This window comes from Prauserella salsuginis, assembly GCF_024648885.1.
GTDB classification, from domain to species: Bacteria; Actinomycetota; Actinomycetes; order Mycobacteriales; family Pseudonocardiaceae; genus Prauserella; species Prauserella salsuginis.
Genome location: NZ_JANBBF010000012.1, coordinates 22,810 through 40,650, shown reverse-complemented (window position 1 = coordinate 40,650; position 17,841 = coordinate 22,810). Strand labels below are relative to the sequence as shown.

Sequence of the window (17,841 nt, the reverse complement as noted above, 5' to 3'; positions counted from 1 at the left end):
TGGACCGGCTGTACGCCGGGGGAGCGGTACGGCGAGCTGGCCGGTCAGGTCAGCACGGTGGCGCGCGCCAGCGTGTCCTTGATCAGGGTGGCGGCCTCGGCCAGGGCATGCTCGTCGATCCCGGTGGGGATCCCGCGAGCGTGCAGATGGGCCACGAGTTCTTCGGTGGCGATGTTGCCGTGCGCGCCAGGGGCGAAGGGACAGCCACCGTATCCGCCGGTGGCGCTGTCGAACCGGGCGATCCCGGCCGACACCGCCGCGTCCACGGTGGACAACGCCTGACCCCGGGCGTTGTGCAGATGCAGGCCGAGATCGACATCGGGCAGCGCCTCACGGACGGCAGCCAGCGAGCGCAGGACCTGGTCAGGCTCGGCGGTGCCGAGCGTGTCGGCGAGGCCGATCCGGCGGATGCCCATGCGCGCGAAGCGCTCGGCGACGGCGACCAGTGTCGACGGTGGAACGTCACCGTCGAAGGGACAGACGAACGCGGTCGAGATACCCGCGGTGAAGCGTGCGTGCGGGTTGGCGGCGATCGTCGCGGCGAGATCGTCGAGTGCCGCGTCGACGTCGCGGCCCGCGTTCGCACGGCTGTGTCCGGGGCTGGCCGAGGCGACGACGGTGATCTCGTCGGCGCCTGCCGCCGCCGCCCGCGCGACACCACGGGCGTTGAGGGCCAGCACGCTGTACCGGACCGTGTCGCGATCGGGCAACCGGGAGAGGAGATCCTCGGCACCGGCCATCTGCGGGACACGGTCGGGGTTGACGAACGAGGCGGCTTCGAGGTTGCGCAGGCCCGCGGCGACGAGGGCTTCGGCGATGGCCGCGCGGTCGGCGACGGGTACGACCACGGGCTCGTCCTGCAACCCGTCGCGCAGGACGACGTCGGTGAGGACGACGTTCGGATTGTTCACTTCTCACACCACCTTCCTGGCGTGGTACTCGGCGAGTTGTGTGGCAGAAAGGCCGAGCAGCTCGCCGAGCACCTGGTCGGTGTGCTCGCCGATCGCGGGCCCTGCGGACCGGACATCACCGGGTGCTCCGGGGATGCGGGGTACGACACCGGGGAAGCGGATCTCCTCGGCCTCGCCCTCGATGGAGACCTTGATCGGCCGGAGCATGTCGCGAGCGCGGTACTGCTCGTCGGCGGCGATGGCCCGGGCGTCGTGGACGGGCCCGCACGGCACCCCGGCCTCACCGAGGATGCGCACGGCCTCCGTTGCGGTGTGGCGTGAGGTCCACGCGGTGATGGCGCCGTCGAGTTCGGTCTCCCTGGCGTAGCGGGAGTCGCCGTCGGCGAGGCCGGGGTCGCCGGCGAGGTCCTCGCGGCCGATGGCGCTCATCAGCCGGGTGAAGGCTCCGTGGGAGTTGCCGGCGATCATCACCGATCCGTCGTCGGCGCACGGGTAGACGCCGCTGGGGACGACGCCGGGGAGGTTGCCCGCGGTGCGCTCGCGCACTGTGCCGTAGGCGTCGAGGTCGGGGATCAGCGACTCCATCATCATGAACACCGATTCGTAGAGCGCGACATCGACGACCTGAGGCCCCTCGTGTGGCCGCCCGCGGGCCCGGGCCAGCAGGAGCATCAGCGCCCCGACGGCTCCGTAGAGACCGGCGGCGCTGTCCGCGATGGGTGCGGCCGGGCGGACCGGTGGCCGGTCGGGATGCCCGGTGACGTGCCGTAGGCCGCCGAACGCCTCGGCGACTCCGCCAAATCCCGCGCGGTCGCGGTACGGCCCGGTCTGCCCGTAGCCGGATATGCGCACGAGAACCACGGCCGGGTTGACCTTGGTGAGTTCCTCGGGTCCGATTCCCCAGCGTTCGAGGGTTCCGGGGCGGAAGTTCTCGACGACAACGTCGCAGTGACGAACCAGGTCGAGGACGAGCTCGCGGCCCTCGTCGCTGCGCAGATCGACGGTGGCGGACTTCTTGTTGCGCGCGATGGTGTGGAACATCATCGACGTGTCACCACGGGCGCGTCGCCATCCTCGCAGCTCGTCGCCGGTGCCAGGCCGCTCGATCTTGATCACTTCGGCGCCGAAGTCGGCGAAGAGACGGGTGGCGAACGGGGCGGCGATGAAGTTGCCCAGCTCGAGGACCCGGATCCCGGTCAATGGAGCGTCCGTCACAGTGCAGCTCCTCGTTTATCGAATAATGAGAAATAATCTCAATTAACAATAAACACGATAAGCCGGAGCGCCCTGGAGGACAAGGGGTGGACCGCGGTCAGCGGTAACGCAACGCCGCTTCGAACTGGTCGGCGGCGGTTTCGACGAGCGAGCCGTACTCGGCGCCTGGACCGTCCTCCCCGACGCGGAAGACCGGTGCCGACAGGCACACTGCGGCGATAATGCCCCCGCGATAGCGCACGCCGACGCTCACCGAGCACAGCCCGGGAGTGCGTTCGGAGACGCTCTCGAACCAGCGCCGCCCTGGGTGATCGGGATCCGGGGGATCCGCCGTCAGCACGCGCGCCGCGGACCCGGCGGCGCTGATCGGCAGCAGCGTCCCGACCGGGACGGTTGCACGGAGCTCCTCGCGGGAATCGGCGCTCGCCGTACACAGCCGGTCGTCGCCGCGTCGCACCCACAGCTGGGCCGTCTCACCAGTGCGGTCCCGGATCTCTTCCAGCAGCGGCATGGCCGTGGTGGTCAGGGCCGAGGAGGCGAACCGGGGGCCGATGTGGTGGCGCCCGTCCGCATCACGCTGCAGCAGCCCGTGCTTGACCATGGCCGTGACGATGCGGTGCGCGGTCGGCACCGACAGCCCGAGTGCACGCGCCAGGTCGCTCGCACTGACCGGCCCCGTCTCGACGGTGTCGAGAATCGCGACCACGCGATCGAGAACGCCCACTCCGGTTGGTTCCGCCACGGCACCACGGTATCCGTCCGTGAGCGCGGGCTGCGCACTGCCACACTGGCCAGCCGCGGATCGGCGGGTGGTGCGATCCGCGGTCGCCCCGTTCCTCGATCAGGAGCGCTGAGCACCGCGCGCCGGCGCCCCCGGCAACCGGACATGCATCCACCGTCGACGCTGATGTGCTCGGAGGTGAGCATCGAAGCCGCTAAGCGCCAGCTTCGTAGTACAGAGCTCGTCCTGTTCGATATGGCGAGACGCAGCAGCTGCCGCCGTCGAACCGATGCGCTAATCCGAGACCCGAGAACACACCCCTGGACCTATCAAGTGGCGATACCAGCGTGGTGCGAGTCGTGGTGCGAACGGGTGACAACCGCGGCTCCGGCGAGCTGTGGCGCGACAGCAGCGGCACTGAAATCGCTGTTCAGAACGCCCGAAGACTCAATGCGTCAGCCTTTTAATCGCTAGGTCGCAGTTGCGACCCCCAGGACGAGCAGACGACAGGTAGGCGCCTCTGAACGCCAACCTTCGCGCTTCTGGCGATCATGCTCAGACGGGCGGCGTACGAGTAGCCAGCCGCCTTTGCTGGCGGATGGAACCGATCTCCCTCGCCAGTACCCGAGCTCGGCGCGCATGCTCCGCCGCGTTGCGCGTCTCTTTCTGCCGAAGAAGTGCGAGCGCAAGGTCTACACGCAAGGATGTCTCGGCACGTATAAAGCTCGGGTCCAAACGTCCTAACGCCGAAACGAGGACGTCGCTGGCATCGGAGTCGCCGAGGCGCGCCATGGCATGGCCGCGCCAGCGGGCCAAGTGGACCTCGTCGAGTGCCACATACGGACCCTCGTTCACCTCGAACGCACGCAACGCGGCCTCGGCCTCGTCGAATGTGCGGCGACACTCAGTCCCCTCCTGCGCTGCCGCGAGAACTTCTCCTCGTGTCGCTGCCAGCCACGCACGCAAGCTCGCCGGCAACGCGTGAGTCCGCAGGTCGCCAAGGAGCTCCACAGCATCCCGCGTACGGCCAACATCCACCAGTACCGTCGCCTGCTCAGCCCTGGCATGTGCCTCGTATCCCGGGTCGCCTGATTCACGGGCGGCGCTGATCGCCTGGTCGTAGTAGTGCCACGCCTCCGACACCCGGCCGGCGTCCAAGGACTGCCAGCCCGCAAGCGTGCATACCTCCGACAGCAGCTTCGCCAACGCCTCTCGACGGCTCGGCATCAGGCTGTGCCGTAGCAGGCTCGCGACCTGCTCTGCCTTCACCACAGTCTCCTGGTGCGCCACGACCACACCGAGCTGGCGATCGAGGCGCCGAATCGTCCACAGTTGCTCGTGCAACAGACCAACCACCTCGTCGTCCACACGTGCAGCACTGCCCAGGCGGTCCCGGAGTTCGTCCGCCGACGCAACTTCCTGGCGATCAATACCCGGAGGGCTGAGAAGCTCCGCGATCGGCAGCTCGAAGATGCGTTCCAGCAGCCGGCGCGTCGCCGGACGCACCTTGCCCAGCGGCTGTCCACCCGGGCCGCGGCCCGACACCAGGCGCTCCAGATGACGGAGACTCAGCGTGCCCGGCTCGTCATGCTGCCGCGCGAAGCCGTCCGCATAGTCGGCGAACTCCTGCAACGTCATCTTCCGCACGTCACGGATCTGCTGTTCGAGCACGGTCCTCGGCTTCCGTGCTTCGCCGGAGCTACTGGTCTCCATATGTCGGCCTCGTGTCGGGTTCCTGTCGTAGCAATGTCGGTCGAGCTGACATCAGGCTGATTTCAGTCTTACACATCCCGTTGCTCCCAGCCATGAAGGTGAGCGGCTTGAAAGAATCAGCCACACAGGACCGGTCCCGGCTGTACGTCGTCTGGCACCGGTGCGAGATCGACCGGCAGCAGCACGCGGTCACCGACGAGGCGTTCGCCGACGGAGTCCGACAGCGGACCGGTGTCTACGACGCGCTGTGCGGACGAGCGGTGCACCCGGGGTCGATGCTCCTACCACCCGCGCCCCGGTGCCCGGCCTGCGAACAGCTCTGGACCGCCCATGCGACTCCCGTTCGACCCGAGCCGCGACGCGGCCGACGGCGACGGTTGATGATCAGCCGTCTCATGCGCAGGTCGCGACGAGCGGGGTGCACGTCATGAATAGCGCGTACTACCTCGGACGCCCGTTGCCGGGTGTCGTCGGCGAGACGCGGCGGATGTGTCACGTGTTTCCGGCGCAGACCGGCATTCCCACGCGACTCGTTGCCCTGTGTGGGGTGTCGTTCAACCGCGAGCAGCTCGAACTACTCGAAGGGCCGCGCGGCATGCCCTGCGAACCGTGTCTCCGGTCCGTTCCGCGCCCACAGCTCGAGGTGCAGCAGACTTGAACGACGAGGTCACGCGCCGCCTGGCCGCCATCGAACGACAGCTCGACGAGGTCACCCGACTCCTCGGCATCCTGATGAACAACCCCTGGCCACGGTGTGACGGCGATCAGCCATCGCCTCTTGAGAACCCGACTCCAGGACCTCGCAGGCGCGGTCGTGACGCCTCCGGATGGTGGCGTCACAGCCGTCACCGACGCTGTTTCCGCAGGTAGAATGCACGTCCTGGGCGTTACACGAGCCGTGACGCCCAGGACGCCTGTGACGGCATCACAGATCACCGCCGTCACGCTGCAGCTCTGCCACTCGCCTCAAATCGGCGACCACGTATCCACGAACCTGCCGCACCTCGCCGTCCTCCGCCGGGACTCGTCGTCGCTCCGACGAGCAGCCCAACTCCGTCATCTGCCGGCCGAAGGCGTTCGGGTCGACGTCGAGTGCGTCCACGAGCTCCGCCGTGGGGATGAACTCCCGCTCCCCTGCGTGCTCGTCGACGTACTCCAACACCTCCGAGAGCGGCTCCGGCAGCTCCGCCGCAACCCTGGCCCCGGAACCGATGGCCTTCGCCTCGGCCGCAGGGTCCACCCGGACCGCCGTGCCCTCCCCTGTCGCATGTCCCGTCAGCGTCCCCGCAGCCTGCCGCAGCGTACGCCCGCGACGGCAGATCTCCTGCCAGTCTTCCCCCGGCATGTAGTACGTCCGCACCGTCATCGCGAGCACGTCCGCCCCCGCCTCGGTCTCGCCGTCGGGACGCAGGATGCCCACGCCCTTGTGCGAGGGAAGCAGCCGGCTGCTGTCGTGGCCGCGCGTGTTCATCTGCTCGCCCAGCACGATGTTGCTGTCCCTCCAATCCATGACACGCAACGCGAAGCGTGACCCGAGCACGGCCCGCAGTCCCGACGGGATCGTCTTCGAATCCGGCCGCTGTGTGGCGAGAACCAGAACGATGCCCGCGGCCGGAGCCTTCTTCGCCAACCAAGTCAGCAGCTCGCCGATGTACTCCCCTGCCGGCACGTTCTTGCCCTGCACCTCGATGGGTGTCCGGTCCTCGAGCGGCACCTGCACCTCGTCGATGAAGAGCGCCGTGATCGGCATGTTCAACGCCGTGTCCCGCGACATCGCCGGTGTCACCTTCGACTCCGGACAGACCTCGTCGTCGAGGTCACGCATCCGCCGATACCGGTCCTGCACCTCGGCCACCAGCTCCACCAGCCAGTCCTTCAGCGCTACGATGTGCTCGGCATCGTCGCCGGACAGGAAGCGGTGAGCCACCTGTTCAGCCGCCATCCAGTCCTTGCCGGCCTTGAAATCCGCCACGTACAGCCGCGTGTGCGGGTCGAGGATCAGCCCGGCCGCTGCCAACCGCGTGGCGAACGTCTTTCCCTGCCTCGGGATGGCACCGACCAGCAACGACGTCCACACCAGCGGCAGGTCGATCTTGCGATCCCGTGCATCCCGCCCGAACGGCACCGGCTTCCAGGCATCCCAGTGCTGCAGGTTCACCAGCGGCGTGCGCAACGGCGGCTTGGCATACGGGTCCTCATCGGCGACCCACATCGCCACCCGACCAGCGTGTCCACCGTTGCCGCGCACGCGTTCAACCATCAGCTGGATCTCGTCCACTGCCAGCGCCGAGGCCAACGCCTCCCGGTGCTTCACCACGTCCGCCGCCTTGCGGGTGGCCGGCAGGTCGACCGTCACAGACCAGCCATCGCCCACCCGAGAGGCCCGCTGCACCAGACGTAGGGACTCGTCCTTGCCGAGCAGCTTGGCATCGCGGAACGCGTCGACGAGGATCTGCGGATCCATCGTCCACGTCAGCGCACGCGAACCGGACAACGACGGTTTACGTCCCGGCTGGCCGTCCTTACGTCGGCCGAGTACCGCCAATGCCACACATGCGACACCGCCGATGGTCCACAGTGGAACCTCACCCCACACGTATGCGGCCACGGCGATGAGGACACCCGCCGCAACGGATACCGCACCGGTCACCTTCCACCGGAACAACGTCAGTTCACGGATCTCCGTGAACTTGTCGGCGAGCTTCCGGGATTCCTCGGCCGCCTCGCGGTAGTCCCGCACGGTGACCCACCTCCGCCACAGGCGAAAGCCGGTCACCACACCGCGGCCCACCGCCCGCAGCAGCCGCCACGGCGAGCGCAGCACCACGGTGATCCAGTCCTTCACGAGCTGTTTCGCCTGCTCGCGCGTCTTCAGGCTCACCGGTACCCGCGGGGATGCCTGCCACCACCGCTTCAACCGCAACCACCACGGCAGCCGGACGGACGGGAAAGGCTGATCCTCCACGAGTTCGCCGTCGAGGATCGCTCTGTCGACATCCCGTGAACGGTCCGGTGCCACCTCTGAGCCGACGTTCACGGAATCCGCGTCGTCGTTCATGGCCGGTCACCTCCCGACACGATCTCCGCGGCGAGGGCTTCGGCGAGACGCGACGACAATCCGCGCGAACATCCGGTCGCCTCACGGATCCACGCCGGAGTGATGACGACCTCCGGCGTCCATGCCTGCCGTGCCTCGTCGAGGTAGTCGTTGAACAGCTTGCGACGCGCCGGTTTGCGGGCCTCCGTGGCGACAGGACGCGGGGGCCGATCGCCTTCCCGTCTGGCCTCGCATACCGCCGCGTTCACGGCGTCGGTCAGCTTGTCGCGCAGGTCTGTTACGGCTTCGGCGGCCACGAACACCAGCAGCGGCGGCACCGAGTGCAGGACGATGCCCGCCGGAGAACCGTTCGCGTACGCCTCCCAGGTGTTCATGACATAGGTTGCCGACAGCGTGAACCACTTCGCCCGGCGCACCCACGGCCCGGTGGCGATCTGGTATCGAGCGGTCACCTGTTCGGCGCGCAGGATCGCGAGGAGCACGAGGGACACCGTCGGATCGAGCAACCACGCCGCAAGCCACGGCAGCGACCACGCGGGTGCGTCGCCGGCTGCGAACGACTGGACATTCGTCATCGTGAACGCCAGCCCCAGCACGATACCGGCCCAGCACAACCGATCCACCTGCGTACGCACCCGCTCGACCCGGAGTGCGACGACATCCGGATCGGTCTGGTGGGCACGCAGCTCGGCAGCGTCCGCCGCGTCACGGACGAGCACGTCGGCCTTCCGGGCAGGGCCGGGTGGCCGCCCGTCGGCGGCCACCCGGTTCGATCCGTCCCCACTCATCGCCGATCACTCCGCCTGGTGGTCGTGTCCAGCGACGTGACCGTCAGCGTGCGGGTGAGCACGTATGCCGCCAGCAGGTCCGGCAGCGCGAGCACCACGATCAGCAGCGTCGTGTTGCCGGGGTTGGTGATGACGAGCCACTGCACGCCGACGAACGCGGCCGCCATGAGGCCGACACGTCCGACCAGCGACACCACCCGGGCTCCCGCACGTGCCTTCTCGGCCGCCTTCCGCGCGCGGGCCCTACCGGCCCGCCACACGAGCGCCAGTGCCAGCAGTACACCCGCACCTGCGAGAACCTGCTCGGGAGTGAGGTCGATCGTCATTCGTCGTCACCTCCCCAGACGCCCCGGTTGACGTGCCGCCACTTCCAGACGCGGTGCACACGACGGCGATCGGTATCGGAGAGGGCGCCCCAGATCCCGAGCGTGTCCTCACCGGCCTCGCGCAGCTCGAGTTCGAGGCATTCCTGAATGACGGGGCACCCCGCGCACGCCCACGAGGCGAGCGCCCGGTCGGGGTCGGCCGCACCGGTGAGATCCGGAAGGAGCTCACGGTCGAAGGCCCAGAAGCACAGGCCGTCCCACCTGACGATGCTGCGGAGGACCTCGTCAGGTACGTCGGCCAGGTAGTCGAGGTCCGCGGCCAGCTTGTCGTAGTCGTCCTGGTTCATCGGGCGTCACCCCCGTTGAGGCGGGCGATCTCCCGAGCGGTCCGACGTTCGGCGATCATGCGCGCCGGATCGACGCACTGCCCGGACTCAGCGGCGGCGGTGACGAGCTGTTCGAGCGCCGCCGCCGGGATGACGTAGCGGTAGCGGACACGGACCGCGGGGAAGGCGTCCTCGCGGATGGCCCGGTAGAGGGTGGACGGGTCGACGCGCACGATCAGCGCCGCCTCTCGGACTGTGTAGAACACCGGCGCACCGGCATTCGGCATGGGGGTATCCATGAACGAATTCCTTAGAAGGATTTCAGCGTGAATTTGAGCTGATTTCAGCTTAAATGACGACAGAATGGGCCAGTTCGCGCGAGCCAGGGGCACGAAACCGCAATGAAGCGCTAATCTCGGCGCCGAGGCGGACCACGGAGGAATTGGTGACCGAGGACTGGACGGCTGTCGCGCGGGCGATCAACGAGCGCATGAACGAGCTCGGGTTGCGCCAACGCGATCTCGCCGATCGCTCCCACGTGTCTCAGGCGATCGTGCGGGAGATCCAGCACCGCACCGTCGAACGCCGCCGTAGCGCCCGCACCCTGGAGGCACTGTCGCTGGCGCTGGAGTGGCACCCCGGTCATCTCGCGGCCGTCCTCGCCGGCCGAAAACCGTTGGCACCGGGCGAAACCGGTGATGACGCCACCGACAAGATCCTGTCCCGCCTGGGTGCGATCGAGGGCCGGCTCGACGAGATCACCGCGCGCCTGGACGAACTCACCAAGGCCGGTACCCGCGACGTCCCGCCGCCGAGTCGACGTCCCCGGTAGGTCCGCGATGGCTGCCCTGCGCCGGTTGAGGTCTGCGTTGTTCATGACCCAAGAAAACGCCAGGAAAAGCCCTCTGCGCAGGTGGCGCTGGTTAACTTCCGAGCCATTAACCCGCGATAAATTCCCTGGTCAGAGGGGTTATCGGCGATGAGTTATGCGACGAAATTGCAGCGGGTTCGGAAGGCCGAACTCGGACTGAAAGCAGCCGAGGTCATCGACCTGTTGATCCGTTGCGCCGACAAGCGCGGCATTCCCATCATGGAAGCAAGCAGCCTCAAGACGCGGCTGTCCCTGTGGGAGAACGGTCACGCCACGGTCAGTGAGCCGTACCGGCGTCTGTTCCGCGAGATCTACGGCCGCAGGAACAGCGATCTCGGCTTCCCGGACGACGAGGATGACAACGAAGTCGGCGAGCTACGTTCTCGACTCGCGCTGGCGCGCACCGTCGACGAGGGCGCGGTCGAGGCCTTCCGTCAGCAGGTCGACAACGCACGCCGTGCCGACAGGCAATTCGGCGGTGTCCTCCTGCTGGAGCAGTTGCAGCACCTCATCGACCAGATAACTGGACTGCTCCGGCACAGCACCGCCCGTGGCCAACGTAAGGCGCTCGCGGGCGTCCTCACCGAGGCATCGACGTTGGCCGGCTGGGTCTCGCTCGACCGCAACGCCGTGAGCCAGGCATGGGACCACTACGAACGTGCGAAGGATGCCGCACGCGAGGCAGGCTCGACCGCCATGCTCGCGCATGCGTTTGCCGAGCAAGCGTTCGTCCTCATCGACATCGACGAGACCCGCCACGCGGTCGAGCAGTTGGAACATGCCCGAGCACTCGGCGCCGATCACGTATCACCGTTGTTGCAGGCATGGCTGTCGGCGGCAGCGGGCGAGGGATTCGCCGCGTTCGGCCAGTCGGACGCGGCACTGACGGCCTTCGACGATGCGACCCGCCTGTTGCCCAACGACCCGCAGGACCCGGCGCTGCCGTTCCTGTTCCTCGGTGACTCGCACCTCGATCGTTGGCGCGGGAACGCGCTCGCCAAGGTGGGCGACCTCGGAGCGGTGGACCAGCTCGCCGCCGCCCTGCCGCGCCTGCCCAAGGCGTTCGTGCGTGCCCGCGTGGGCATGATGGTCGACCTCGCCTACGCGCACGCTGCGGCAGGCAACCGTGACGAGGCCCAAACCTATGCCAGGCAGGCGCGCACCCTCGGCAAGCAGATCCGCTCGGATCGCCACCTGCGCAGGCTCAGCGGCCTGGTCCTGCCGACGAGCCGGTCACGCGCGTCGTGAGTTCAGGTAGTACAGCAGCGCCACCAACGTGCCGGATCCCAGCAGCTCCTGCCGCCGCGCGAGCTCGTTGACGCGCGACAGCGGCACCCACTCGACGGTGCCGACCTCCTCGGTGTCCGTCGGGTCGCCGATGTGCTCGGCCCCGTGCCAGACATGGACGTCGACCGGAGCGGTGACCTGGCCGGGCAGCGGTTCGAAGCTCACGAGGTGTTCGCCCTCGCCGGTCGGCTTCCAGCCGCTCTCCTCCGCGGCCTCCCGAGCCGCGGTCCCAGCTGAGTCCTCGCCGTCGTCGACGAGCCCGCCGAGCAGCTCGTACCCCCATTGCCGGGTCGCGAACCGATACCGCCAGAGCATCAGCGCCTCGTCGCGGTCGTTGATCACGAGCGCGATCGCGATCCGCGCCAGGTGGACGACGTGATACTCCCAGCGCTCCCCGTTCGGAGCCTGCACGTCGGTCAAGCCCAGTCGCACCCACCGGTTGTCGTAGACCAGCCGCTCACCGAAGGTCTGCCATGCGCCACGTTCCTCAGCCACGACCACAGGCTACGGGTCCGGGGCGACGGTCGCGGTGGTAGCCGACGACCGTGGTCTCAGGAAGGACTCGAGCATGAGCATGCTGTCGTCCGCTTCGCCGTGCTCGCCGCGGTACGTCACGCCGCACACCACGCTGGCGCCTACCGGATCCAGACCGAACATCAGGACGTCGCCAAAGGGCGAGGCTGCAGGCGCGGGTGCGCGGACGTGCACGGCGCATGTGGCCGGCCACACCGCCGCCAACCTCGCCGCCATCGTCGCAGCGAACCGAGAGATGATGCTGCTGTGCGTTCCCATTTCACCGATACCGACTATCAGCTGCGCTGGCCACGATGGCTGTTCGTGCAGGAAGCATCCAGCCTGCTCAACAGGCGACAGCTACACGACTGGGACGACCGCTGCGAGCTACTACTGGAAGACGCCTTCGTTGGTGACGCGAGCAGCGGCCCCCGTAGCGAGTTCCGCGATCTCGCCGACGAGCCCACCGCCGATACATGGTCGCCCTCGTACAGAGACAGCAACAAGCTCAACAACAAGCACCGGTTCCTTCGCGACCTCCTGCAGAACGCGGAGCATCTCCACGAAGGTCCTCAACATCGCAGGGCCTACTGGTCACAACGACAACATGGCACACCGGCACGGTTGGCACGCCAATCCGCAACGATCCGACAGTTCGTTGCGCTGATTCAGGAGCTCGACGACCGTGGTTACTTCGAGAAGAGCTTCGAAAAAGACTGCGTCGACGCTCCCGCCACAACCGACCCGTCTGCGGTCATCGAGCATGAGATCGGTGCCCCCGGAGTGTGGCCGCTACAATCTGAGAACCTGGCGACCGACCTCGACTTGTTCTGCGACGTCGTCGAGGTGTTGCACGACTTGGTCGCCCGCCCCAGTAGACGTCATCTCCACAACTACGCCGGCTGCGGGTGGCACCACAGCCACTTCTCCATCGAGTCCGGTCGCGCCGTCTACCGCTGGCGCGTGAATCAGCTACTGGACCGTAGCGACATCGGTCTACGCCTCGCAGAAGATGGAGACGACATCGGCCGCATGGTCACCGCACCCGGCGACGAGCGTAGTGAACTCCTCCAGGCCATGAGCTCCAGTGAGAGCGAAGTAGGTGACCAGCTTCGCCACGCCATCTCGACCTTCCGTGCCCGCGACGCCGACAGACACACGAAACGCTCGGCCGTGGTGGTTCTCTGCCAGATCCTGGAAGAACGCCGGCAGTTTATCAAGCAGCAGTTGATCGCCAAGGACGAGCAGGCCTTGTTCCAGATCGCCAACAACTTCAACCTGCGCCACCAGAATGCCAACCAGCAAAGTAGCTATGACGAGGCCTTCCTCGACTGGTTGTTCTGGTGGTACCTCGCCACAATCGAACTCACCGACCGCATCACTGCACGGAACGCAGCCTCCCCGTCCGAACCCGGGTCGTGATGGCTTCCCAGATCGGCTTGGAGGTCAACAGTCAGCCGAGGTAGCTGGCCAGGGTGTGGACCGGGCTGCGGTCGAGGCTGCCGCGGGCGTGGTCGGTGGCCGGCCCAGTCCTGCACGTCCCGGATGTTCGCCGCGCCATCCAGGGCCAGGGTGATGGCGGTGTGGCGCAGGCTGTGGGCCGAGAGCTGGTCCCACACGTCGATCCCAGCGGTGCGGGCCAGCCGGCGCACCAGTTCCCACAGGTGGTTCTGCCGCAGCCGGTCGCCGCTGGCAGTGGCCACGAGCGGCCCGGACAACCGGCGCCATCCCTCAAGGCCGGCCGCGGCCGCGTACCGGTAGAACGACGACAGCGCCGACAGTCGCCGGCACATCGTCGACGCCGCCCGTGACTTCCTGTTCGCACACACAAGTCCACGTGCACACGCCCCGCCGAGAGCACGTCCACCTCGCGCTCGCCCAGCCACGCCAGCCAGGACAGCAGGTCCCCGCTGTAGGCCCGGCGCATACGCCGCGACCGCAACGAGGCCAGCCACGCCGCCAGCAGCACCTGTTCCCGCTGCGGCAACCCGGCCAGCTCGGCGCGCTCGGCATGGGCCCGTTCGACCAACTCGCCGGCCACCGAGACCGTGCCGAGGTCAGTGCTCGCCCTCGCGACGACGCCTCAGGACGGATCAACTCGGCGCTCACGCCGAGTCCTTCGGTTGAACGGCACCGGTGACGAACCACTGCACCAACACAACCGCCAGGTGCAGCGCCGCGGCTGCCTCGGCTGGCTCGCTCGCCCGGTTCTCGTCGTCCGCGTGCCGATCGGTCTCGCCGCGCAGAAACCGGTCCAGCATCGTGGTCACGACCTCGGTCGACCCCTGCCCCACCGGCACCGTCTCGGCTTCCCGCAGGACAAACCGCCAGCGACCCGGATGCTTGCGCAGTTCCCGGCTCGCCGCGTGGATGGTCTTCAACTGGCCTGGCTGGCGGTTCGGGAACACCACGTCGAGCGCGGCGTTCTCGACCGCTTTCACCGCCGCCGAGTAGCTGGCGCTCGGGTCCGGATGCTGGCCGTAGAGCTCGCGCCACGCCTCTGCCAAGTTCTCCGACGCTTTGACCCGCCCCGCCTTCTCGGCCAACTCGCGTGTACGACGCCAGGCCTCGGTGACCGTGGGATCCACCCGCCGATACAGCCCCCGTAGCTCACCATCGAGATACCAAGCCGAACCGCAGTCCTGGAGGAGATTCTGTAACTACTCGAGCTCGCCCTCCCACTCGACCAGGTCGTACTCGTCGTCCGTATCCCAGTAGGGATGCAACTTGATCGCCGCATCGACGGCAGTCAGCGGCTCGAGCGGACGGTGCGAGTCGATGCCGTCGGTACGACCGTTGACAACGCGCATGATCGCTTCTCGACTGGTCAGCAAACGGGCACCGCCAGAAAGCGGCGTGACTCTCGCCGTCCAGTGCATCCTCATTCGTGCAGTGACCCTCTCGGCCAGCCCCTCGATATCCTGTAGGAATCGCCCAACCCAGTCGGAGAGGTGCTTCTGCATGTGGGGTGGGACGCCTTCGTAGAGCTCGGGTTCGGGTGGTGTGCCGGCGTCCCGCTCAGCGAGGGTGGGGTACGGCGCCAGCGGGTCCGGTTCGGGGCGTTCGTCAGGCTCGGTCATGGGCGGAACCGTAGCGGCGAGCCCCGACAGGGTCGCCGGGTGATACAGCGGATTATCACCCGGCCGCCGACCCGTGTCAGGACGCCCTGCGATGACCACTGGATTACCCGTGCCGACAGATCAAGTGTGTCTCGACGCCTCGGGCCCGCAGCTTCATTGGATAGTCGGCGGCTTCGAGTGGTAGGCACACGGACCGTCGATAATCTGGATCCATGATCTCCCGATATCACCTCAGATGTCCCGGTTGTGAGGAGATGTTTGTCGCTCGGCTCGGGGTGGAGCCGACCGGCGGGACTCGCTTCTACCTACCGTGCCCCCCTGTGCCACCTGCCGATTCAAGGCTCGATGTCAGGCACCGAGCTCTCGACCCACCGACTCGATATCGACTGCGAGGTACTGAACAGCCACGAGCCCGAACCGGACGACGTGCCGGTCATAACCGTCAATCCGTTCGTGCCGTCGTTCTACGGGGCGGACTCGTTCGATCCCACCGGGGCATTCCCCACGTTCACACTCCTGCAGATCCTCGGCGACGACGTCTTTCGCGAGTTCAGGTCGGAGCGCCACCAGGCTCTCGACGCCTGCCGGGACCTGTGGCCCCGGATCCGGATGCTGTTTCAGTACTACCTCCAGGGCAATGCCGAGATGTTCACTCGCATCGCGCAGAAGCAGCTCGGGCTTGAGTGGGAGCCGCACACGAGCCACGAACGGACCAGCGTCGCGTACCAGGCGCTGGCGATGGCCACGACGATGATCACGGGAAACACGGGCAACTCCAACGCGAAAGTGCTCGACCGCTTCGCGCGGAAGCACACCGCAGCGATGGACCGGCACGCGGACCACCTCAGGGCCTTCCGACGTAAGGGGGAGACGTCTGCCGTGCTGGAACGAGATCTGTTCACCGAGCTCAACCGCTTTGTAGAGCGGCACGAGTCGTGGGAGATGGGTCTGCTCGGCCGGTTCATCGGTGCAAAAGAGAAGAGGGCCTTCGAGGAGCTGGTGCTGTTCCGGGACGAGTTCTCGACGGTGAGGGACCTTTACCAGCAAGGATTCGAGCTCGCTTGCAAGTGCCTGTGGCCGTTGGTGGCAGCTCAGAACACTGTGAAGCGTGGCGGTCCCGATGACTTCGGGGACGTCCACCCCGAGAGCGTGCCCGTGAAAAAGCGCCCCAAGAGCCTCGAGAAATTCGACAAGCTGCCCAGCGCGTACAAGATCGCTTACGTGGAGCAGGTGCCCGGCTGGGAGTCGTTCGCGGTTCTGCTCGACAACCGTCGACGCAACACGATCGGGCACGCCACGGCGCACCACGATCTTCAGACGGGCCGGGTTGTCAGCGATGAAGACCCCACAGGGATGACTTACCTGGAGTTCCTCAGCGAAACCCTCGGCGTCTTCGAAGCGCTCTCGACGCTCGCCCAGGTCTTGAGAGCCACCCGAGTGGCGTCATCGCCGGACTTTGTCCTGCCGGAGGGGTAACCCGCAGGTCAGCGGTGAGCGCCCTTCCTGAACATCGACGCTAGCGATACCGACGTACACCCGAGATCAGAACGCCCAGCAGGATCACGGCACCCCAGGTGCCGGCCACCCAGAGGGCAAACTCGGTCAGGGCGGCGTTGGTGACACCAGCGCTGACTGCGGCGGCGATCAGGCCGAGGAAGAGGGCACAGATAGCGGCGCTGCCGTACCGGCGGGCTGGCCAGGGACCGCCCAGCGCGTCGGCGAGGCTTTCACGAAGTGTCAGATCGCGGGGCGGGGTGGGCACACGCTTGTGTGGGTTGGCCTGCGGTTTCGTGTGTTCTACGGCCGGAGGCTCCGGGGTGGGGGTCGTCGGCGGCTCGGGTGGTGACGGCGCCGGTGGCGGATCCGTCTTGACCGACGCGGCGGTAGTCGGTGACGGCGTGGCGGGCGTCCGCGGGGACGAGGAACGAGCGTGGAGTGCTCCAGTTGAGCGGGCGGTCTGGGTGCGTGGCCGGGTGTCTCGCGAGGTCGGCTTCCGCTTCGGCTGGCGGCGTGGGGGTTTGCTTGGTTGTGCGACGGGATCTGTCCAGTGCTGCCGGCGATCGGCTCGGATCCACCACCACTCGCCGCTGTCGAGATACGGGTCTCTGCGGGAGGGCACTACCTGCCCGCGCGCGATGGAGTACACCACCTGAGACAACGGCACGGACGTAACCGGGCACCAGATTCCGCCCTCCTCGGTCCCGATGTAGCGCTGGCACCCGTCGACCACCGTCCAGTCACGCTCCTGCGAGCCCGCCGAGGCTGTGGGCCCGGTGACAACGAGCGCGCCATGGGTTCGGAACCACGGGCGTTGATGTCCTTTGACGATCCACACGCACTCGATCCCCGCCTCCCGGTAGCGCCTGCTGCGGTGTCGGGCACCCTCCTCGGTCTGGGGGCTGAGCTGGATCTCGAACGCGACACGACGCTGCGATTGCGGATCGGTGGCCAGAACGTCGGCACGCCAGTCCTTGGTGGGGCTGGTGACTTCCAGGGCGGCGTGCCACCCCGGTCGTCGAGCCCACTCGGCGCAGCGTCGTTTCAGCTCCCGATGCTCGCGCGTTTCGCTCTCGGCCGGGCACGTGGGCCGACTCGAGTCCTTGTTATGCGCGAAGTGGGGCCGTTTGCCCCGGTTCGCACCGCCGCGAGGGTGCATGTCGCGACCGCACTCGCGGCATTTCATCGGCAAGGTGTCGTCGTCACGCACCTGTTGCCAGGACATGCCTCCGCCCACGTCGCTCTCGTCTCGAGTGGCATCGAGTACGAGATCCCGATCAGTCAGGTATGTCGTCAACGGCATGCCATCGCTCCCCCGCGGCCCCACATCCACGCTCGGTGGTCCAGTCGCATGGTGGCACCCACGACCGACAAGACCGGCCCGCCCAGTCGCAGTCTCACCCGCCTGGCCGAGCATCATTACCGCCGCTCACAACAAGCAGCGCGAGTTCGCATCAGTTGCGATATCAGCGGGTTTGCTGGTCGTGCGGGGTATTCGCGCGTGCGATTCGGGCGTTGAGAGCCAGGTTCCAGCG

The 17,841-nt window shown here is 67.4% G+C and carries 19 protein-coding genes; 5 read left to right on the top strand and 14 right to left on the bottom strand.

The window, feature by feature from the left end; genetic code table 11:
• Positions 1-44 precede the first annotated feature (44 nt).
• The 4 genes from LY40_RS18055 to LY40_RS18040 form a co-directional block, all read right to left on the bottom strand.
• Entirely contained in the window at positions 45-911 is an 867-nt protein-coding gene (locus LY40_RS18055; protein ID WP_258937523.1) for a hydroxymethylglutaryl-CoA lyase, read from the bottom strand.
• 3 nt (positions 912-914) lie between these two features.
• Positions 915-2,126 carry a CaiB/BaiF CoA transferase family protein gene (locus LY40_RS18050; RefSeq protein WP_258937522.1) on the bottom strand — a complete coding sequence of 404 codons (1,212 nt, stop codon included), beginning with the start codon at positions 2,124-2,126 and terminating at the stop codon, positions 915-917.
• 97 nt (positions 2,127-2,223) lie between these two features.
• Positions 2,224-2,868: an IclR family transcriptional regulator gene (locus LY40_RS18045; protein ID WP_258937521.1), complete on the bottom strand. Its 645-nt coding sequence runs from the start codon at positions 2,866-2,868 to the stop codon at positions 2,224-2,226.
• Between the two features lie 534 nt (positions 2,869-3,402).
• Positions 3,403-4,518, bottom strand: coding sequence for an NsdA family TPR-like regulatory protein (locus tag LY40_RS18040; protein ID WP_258937520.1), 1,116 nt, complete (start codon positions 4,516-4,518; stop codon positions 3,403-3,405).
• Between the two features lie 469 nt (positions 4,519-4,987).
• Between LY40_RS18040 and LY40_RS18035 the strand changes: the two genes are divergently transcribed.
• The gene (locus tag LY40_RS18035; RefSeq protein ID WP_258937519.1) at positions 4,988-5,218 is read left to right on the top strand and encodes a hypothetical protein; all 231 of its coding nucleotides are present in this window, start codon (positions 4,988-4,990) and stop codon (positions 5,216-5,218) included.
• 267 nt (positions 5,219-5,485) lie between these two features.
• Here LY40_RS18035 and LY40_RS18030 read toward each other — a convergent pair whose 3' ends face one another.
• The 5 genes from LY40_RS18030 to LY40_RS18010 are packed head-to-tail and all read right to left on the bottom strand — an operon-like array spanning position 5,486 to position 9,357.
• Positions 5,486-7,618 carry an FtsK/SpoIIIE domain-containing protein gene (locus LY40_RS18030; RefSeq protein ID WP_258937518.1) on the bottom strand — a complete coding sequence of 711 codons (2,133 nt, stop codon included), beginning with the start codon at positions 7,616-7,618 and terminating at the stop codon, positions 5,486-5,488.
• Positions 7,615-8,406, bottom strand: coding sequence for a hypothetical protein (locus LY40_RS18025; protein ID WP_258937517.1), 792 nt, complete (start codon positions 8,404-8,406; stop codon positions 7,615-7,617). The genes LY40_RS18030 and LY40_RS18025 overlap by 4 nt, the downstream gene beginning before the upstream one ends.
• A complete protein-coding gene (locus LY40_RS18020; protein ID WP_258937516.1) occupies positions 8,403-8,732 on the bottom strand; it encodes a hypothetical protein in 330 nt (109 codons plus the stop codon). The genes LY40_RS18025 and LY40_RS18020 overlap by 4 nt, the downstream gene beginning before the upstream one ends.
• Complete coding sequence (locus tag LY40_RS18015; protein WP_183658583.1) at positions 8,729-9,079, bottom strand: WhiB family transcriptional regulator; 351 nt, start codon at positions 9,077-9,079, stop codon at positions 8,729-8,731. Before LY40_RS18015 ends, LY40_RS18020 begins: the two co-directional genes overlap by 4 nt.
• A complete protein-coding gene (locus tag LY40_RS18010) occupies positions 9,076-9,357 on the bottom strand; it encodes a helix-turn-helix domain-containing protein (RefSeq protein WP_258937515.1) in 282 nt (93 codons plus the stop codon). Before LY40_RS18010 ends, LY40_RS18015 begins: the two co-directional genes overlap by 4 nt.
• Positions 9,358-9,503: 146 nt before the next feature.
• On the opposite strand from LY40_RS18010, the gene LY40_RS18005 reads away from it, so the two are divergent.
• Together LY40_RS18005 and LY40_RS18000 are read left to right on the top strand one after the other, a co-directional pair.
• Positions 9,504-9,890: an XRE family transcriptional regulator gene (locus LY40_RS18005; RefSeq protein ID WP_183658578.1), complete on the top strand. Its 387-nt coding sequence runs from the start codon at positions 9,504-9,506 to the stop codon at positions 9,888-9,890.
• Between the two features lie 147 nt (positions 9,891-10,037).
• Positions 10,038-11,177 carry an NsdA family TPR-like regulatory protein gene (locus tag LY40_RS18000; protein WP_258937514.1) on the top strand — a complete coding sequence of 380 codons (1,140 nt, stop codon included), beginning with the start codon at positions 10,038-10,040 and terminating at the stop codon, positions 11,175-11,177.
• Here LY40_RS18000 and LY40_RS17995 read toward each other — a convergent pair.
• Complete coding sequence (locus LY40_RS17995; protein WP_258937513.1) at positions 11,163-11,711, bottom strand: NUDIX hydrolase; 549 nt, start codon at positions 11,709-11,711, stop codon at positions 11,163-11,165. The genes LY40_RS18000 and LY40_RS17995 overlap by 15 nt on opposite strands.
• Before the next feature lie 285 nt (positions 11,712-11,996).
• On the opposite strand from LY40_RS17995, the gene LY40_RS17990 reads away from it, so the two are divergent.
• Complete coding sequence (locus LY40_RS17990; protein WP_258937512.1) at positions 11,997-13,151, top strand: hypothetical protein; 1,155 nt, start codon at positions 11,997-11,999, stop codon at positions 13,149-13,151.
• Here the strand turns inward: LY40_RS17990 and LY40_RS26555 are convergent.
• The 3 genes from LY40_RS26555 to LY40_RS17980 all read right to left on the bottom strand — a co-directional run bounded on the left by LY40_RS26555 (position 13,040) and on the right by LY40_RS17980 (position 14,809).
• Positions 13,040-13,522, bottom strand: a complete 483-nt coding sequence (locus LY40_RS26555) for a tyrosine-type recombinase/integrase (RefSeq protein WP_372497757.1) — start codon at positions 13,520-13,522, stop codon at positions 13,040-13,042. The genes LY40_RS17990 and LY40_RS26555 overlap by 112 nt on opposite strands.
• A gap of 312 nt (positions 13,523-13,834) precedes the next feature.
• Entirely contained in the window at positions 13,835-14,317 is a 483-nt protein-coding gene (locus tag LY40_RS17985) for a hypothetical protein (protein ID WP_258937511.1), read from the bottom strand.
• 72 nt (positions 14,318-14,389) lie between these two features.
• Positions 14,390-14,809 carry a hypothetical protein gene (locus LY40_RS17980; RefSeq protein WP_258937510.1) on the bottom strand — a complete coding sequence of 140 codons (420 nt, stop codon included), beginning with the start codon at positions 14,807-14,809 and terminating at the stop codon, positions 14,390-14,392.
• Positions 14,810-15,154: 345 nt separating this feature from the next.
• On the opposite strand from LY40_RS17980, the gene LY40_RS17975 reads away from it, so the two are divergent.
• Positions 15,155-16,285 (top strand): hypothetical protein, encoded by a 1,131-nt coding sequence (locus LY40_RS17975; protein ID WP_258937509.1) that lies wholly within the window; start codon positions 15,155-15,157, stop codon positions 16,283-16,285.
• A gap of 40 nt (positions 16,286-16,325) precedes the next feature.
• Here the strand turns inward: LY40_RS17975 and LY40_RS17970 are convergent, their stop codons facing one another.
• Complete coding sequence (locus LY40_RS17970) at positions 16,326-17,516, bottom strand: competence protein CoiA (RefSeq protein WP_258937508.1); 1,191 nt, start codon at positions 17,514-17,516, stop codon at positions 16,326-16,328.
• Positions 17,517-17,841: the final 325 nt, after the last annotated feature.

Bases quoted from the DNA above. Each gene is read 5' to 3' on its own strand.
- LY40_RS18015 (WP_183658583.1), bottom strand. From the start codon at position 9,079: ATGAACCAGGACGACTACGACAAGCTGGCCGCGGACCTCGACTACCTG.
- LY40_RS18020 (WP_258937516.1), bottom strand. From the start codon at position 8,732: ATGACGATCGACCTCACTCCCGAGCAGGTTCTCGCAGGTGCGGGTGTA.
- LY40_RS18010 (WP_258937515.1), bottom strand. From the start codon at position 9,357: ATGGATACCCCCATGCCGAATGCCGGTGCGCCGGTGTTCTACACAGTC.
- LY40_RS17975 (WP_258937509.1), top strand. From the start codon at position 15,155: ATGTCAGGCACCGAGCTCTCGACCCACCGACTCGATATCGACTGCGAG.
- LY40_RS18030 (WP_258937518.1), bottom strand. From the start codon at position 7,618: ATGAACGACGACGCGGATTCCGTGAACGTCGGCTCAGAGGTGGCACCG.
- LY40_RS17980 (WP_258937510.1), bottom strand. From the start codon at position 14,809: ATGACCGAGCCTGACGAACGCCCCGAACCGGACCCGCTGGCGCCGTAC.
- LY40_RS18025 (WP_258937517.1), bottom strand. From the start codon at position 8,406: ATGAGTGGGGACGGATCGAACCGGGTGGCCGCCGACGGGCGGCCACCC.
- LY40_RS26555 (WP_372497757.1), bottom strand. From the start codon at position 13,522: ATGTGCCGGCGACTGTCGGCGCTGTCGTCGTTCTACCGGTACGCGGCC.
- LY40_RS18000 (WP_258937514.1), top strand. From the start codon at position 10,038: ATGAGTTATGCGACGAAATTGCAGCGGGTTCGGAAGGCCGAACTCGGA.
- LY40_RS18035 (WP_258937519.1), top strand. From the start codon at position 4,988: ATGAATAGCGCGTACTACCTCGGACGCCCGTTGCCGGGTGTCGTCGGC.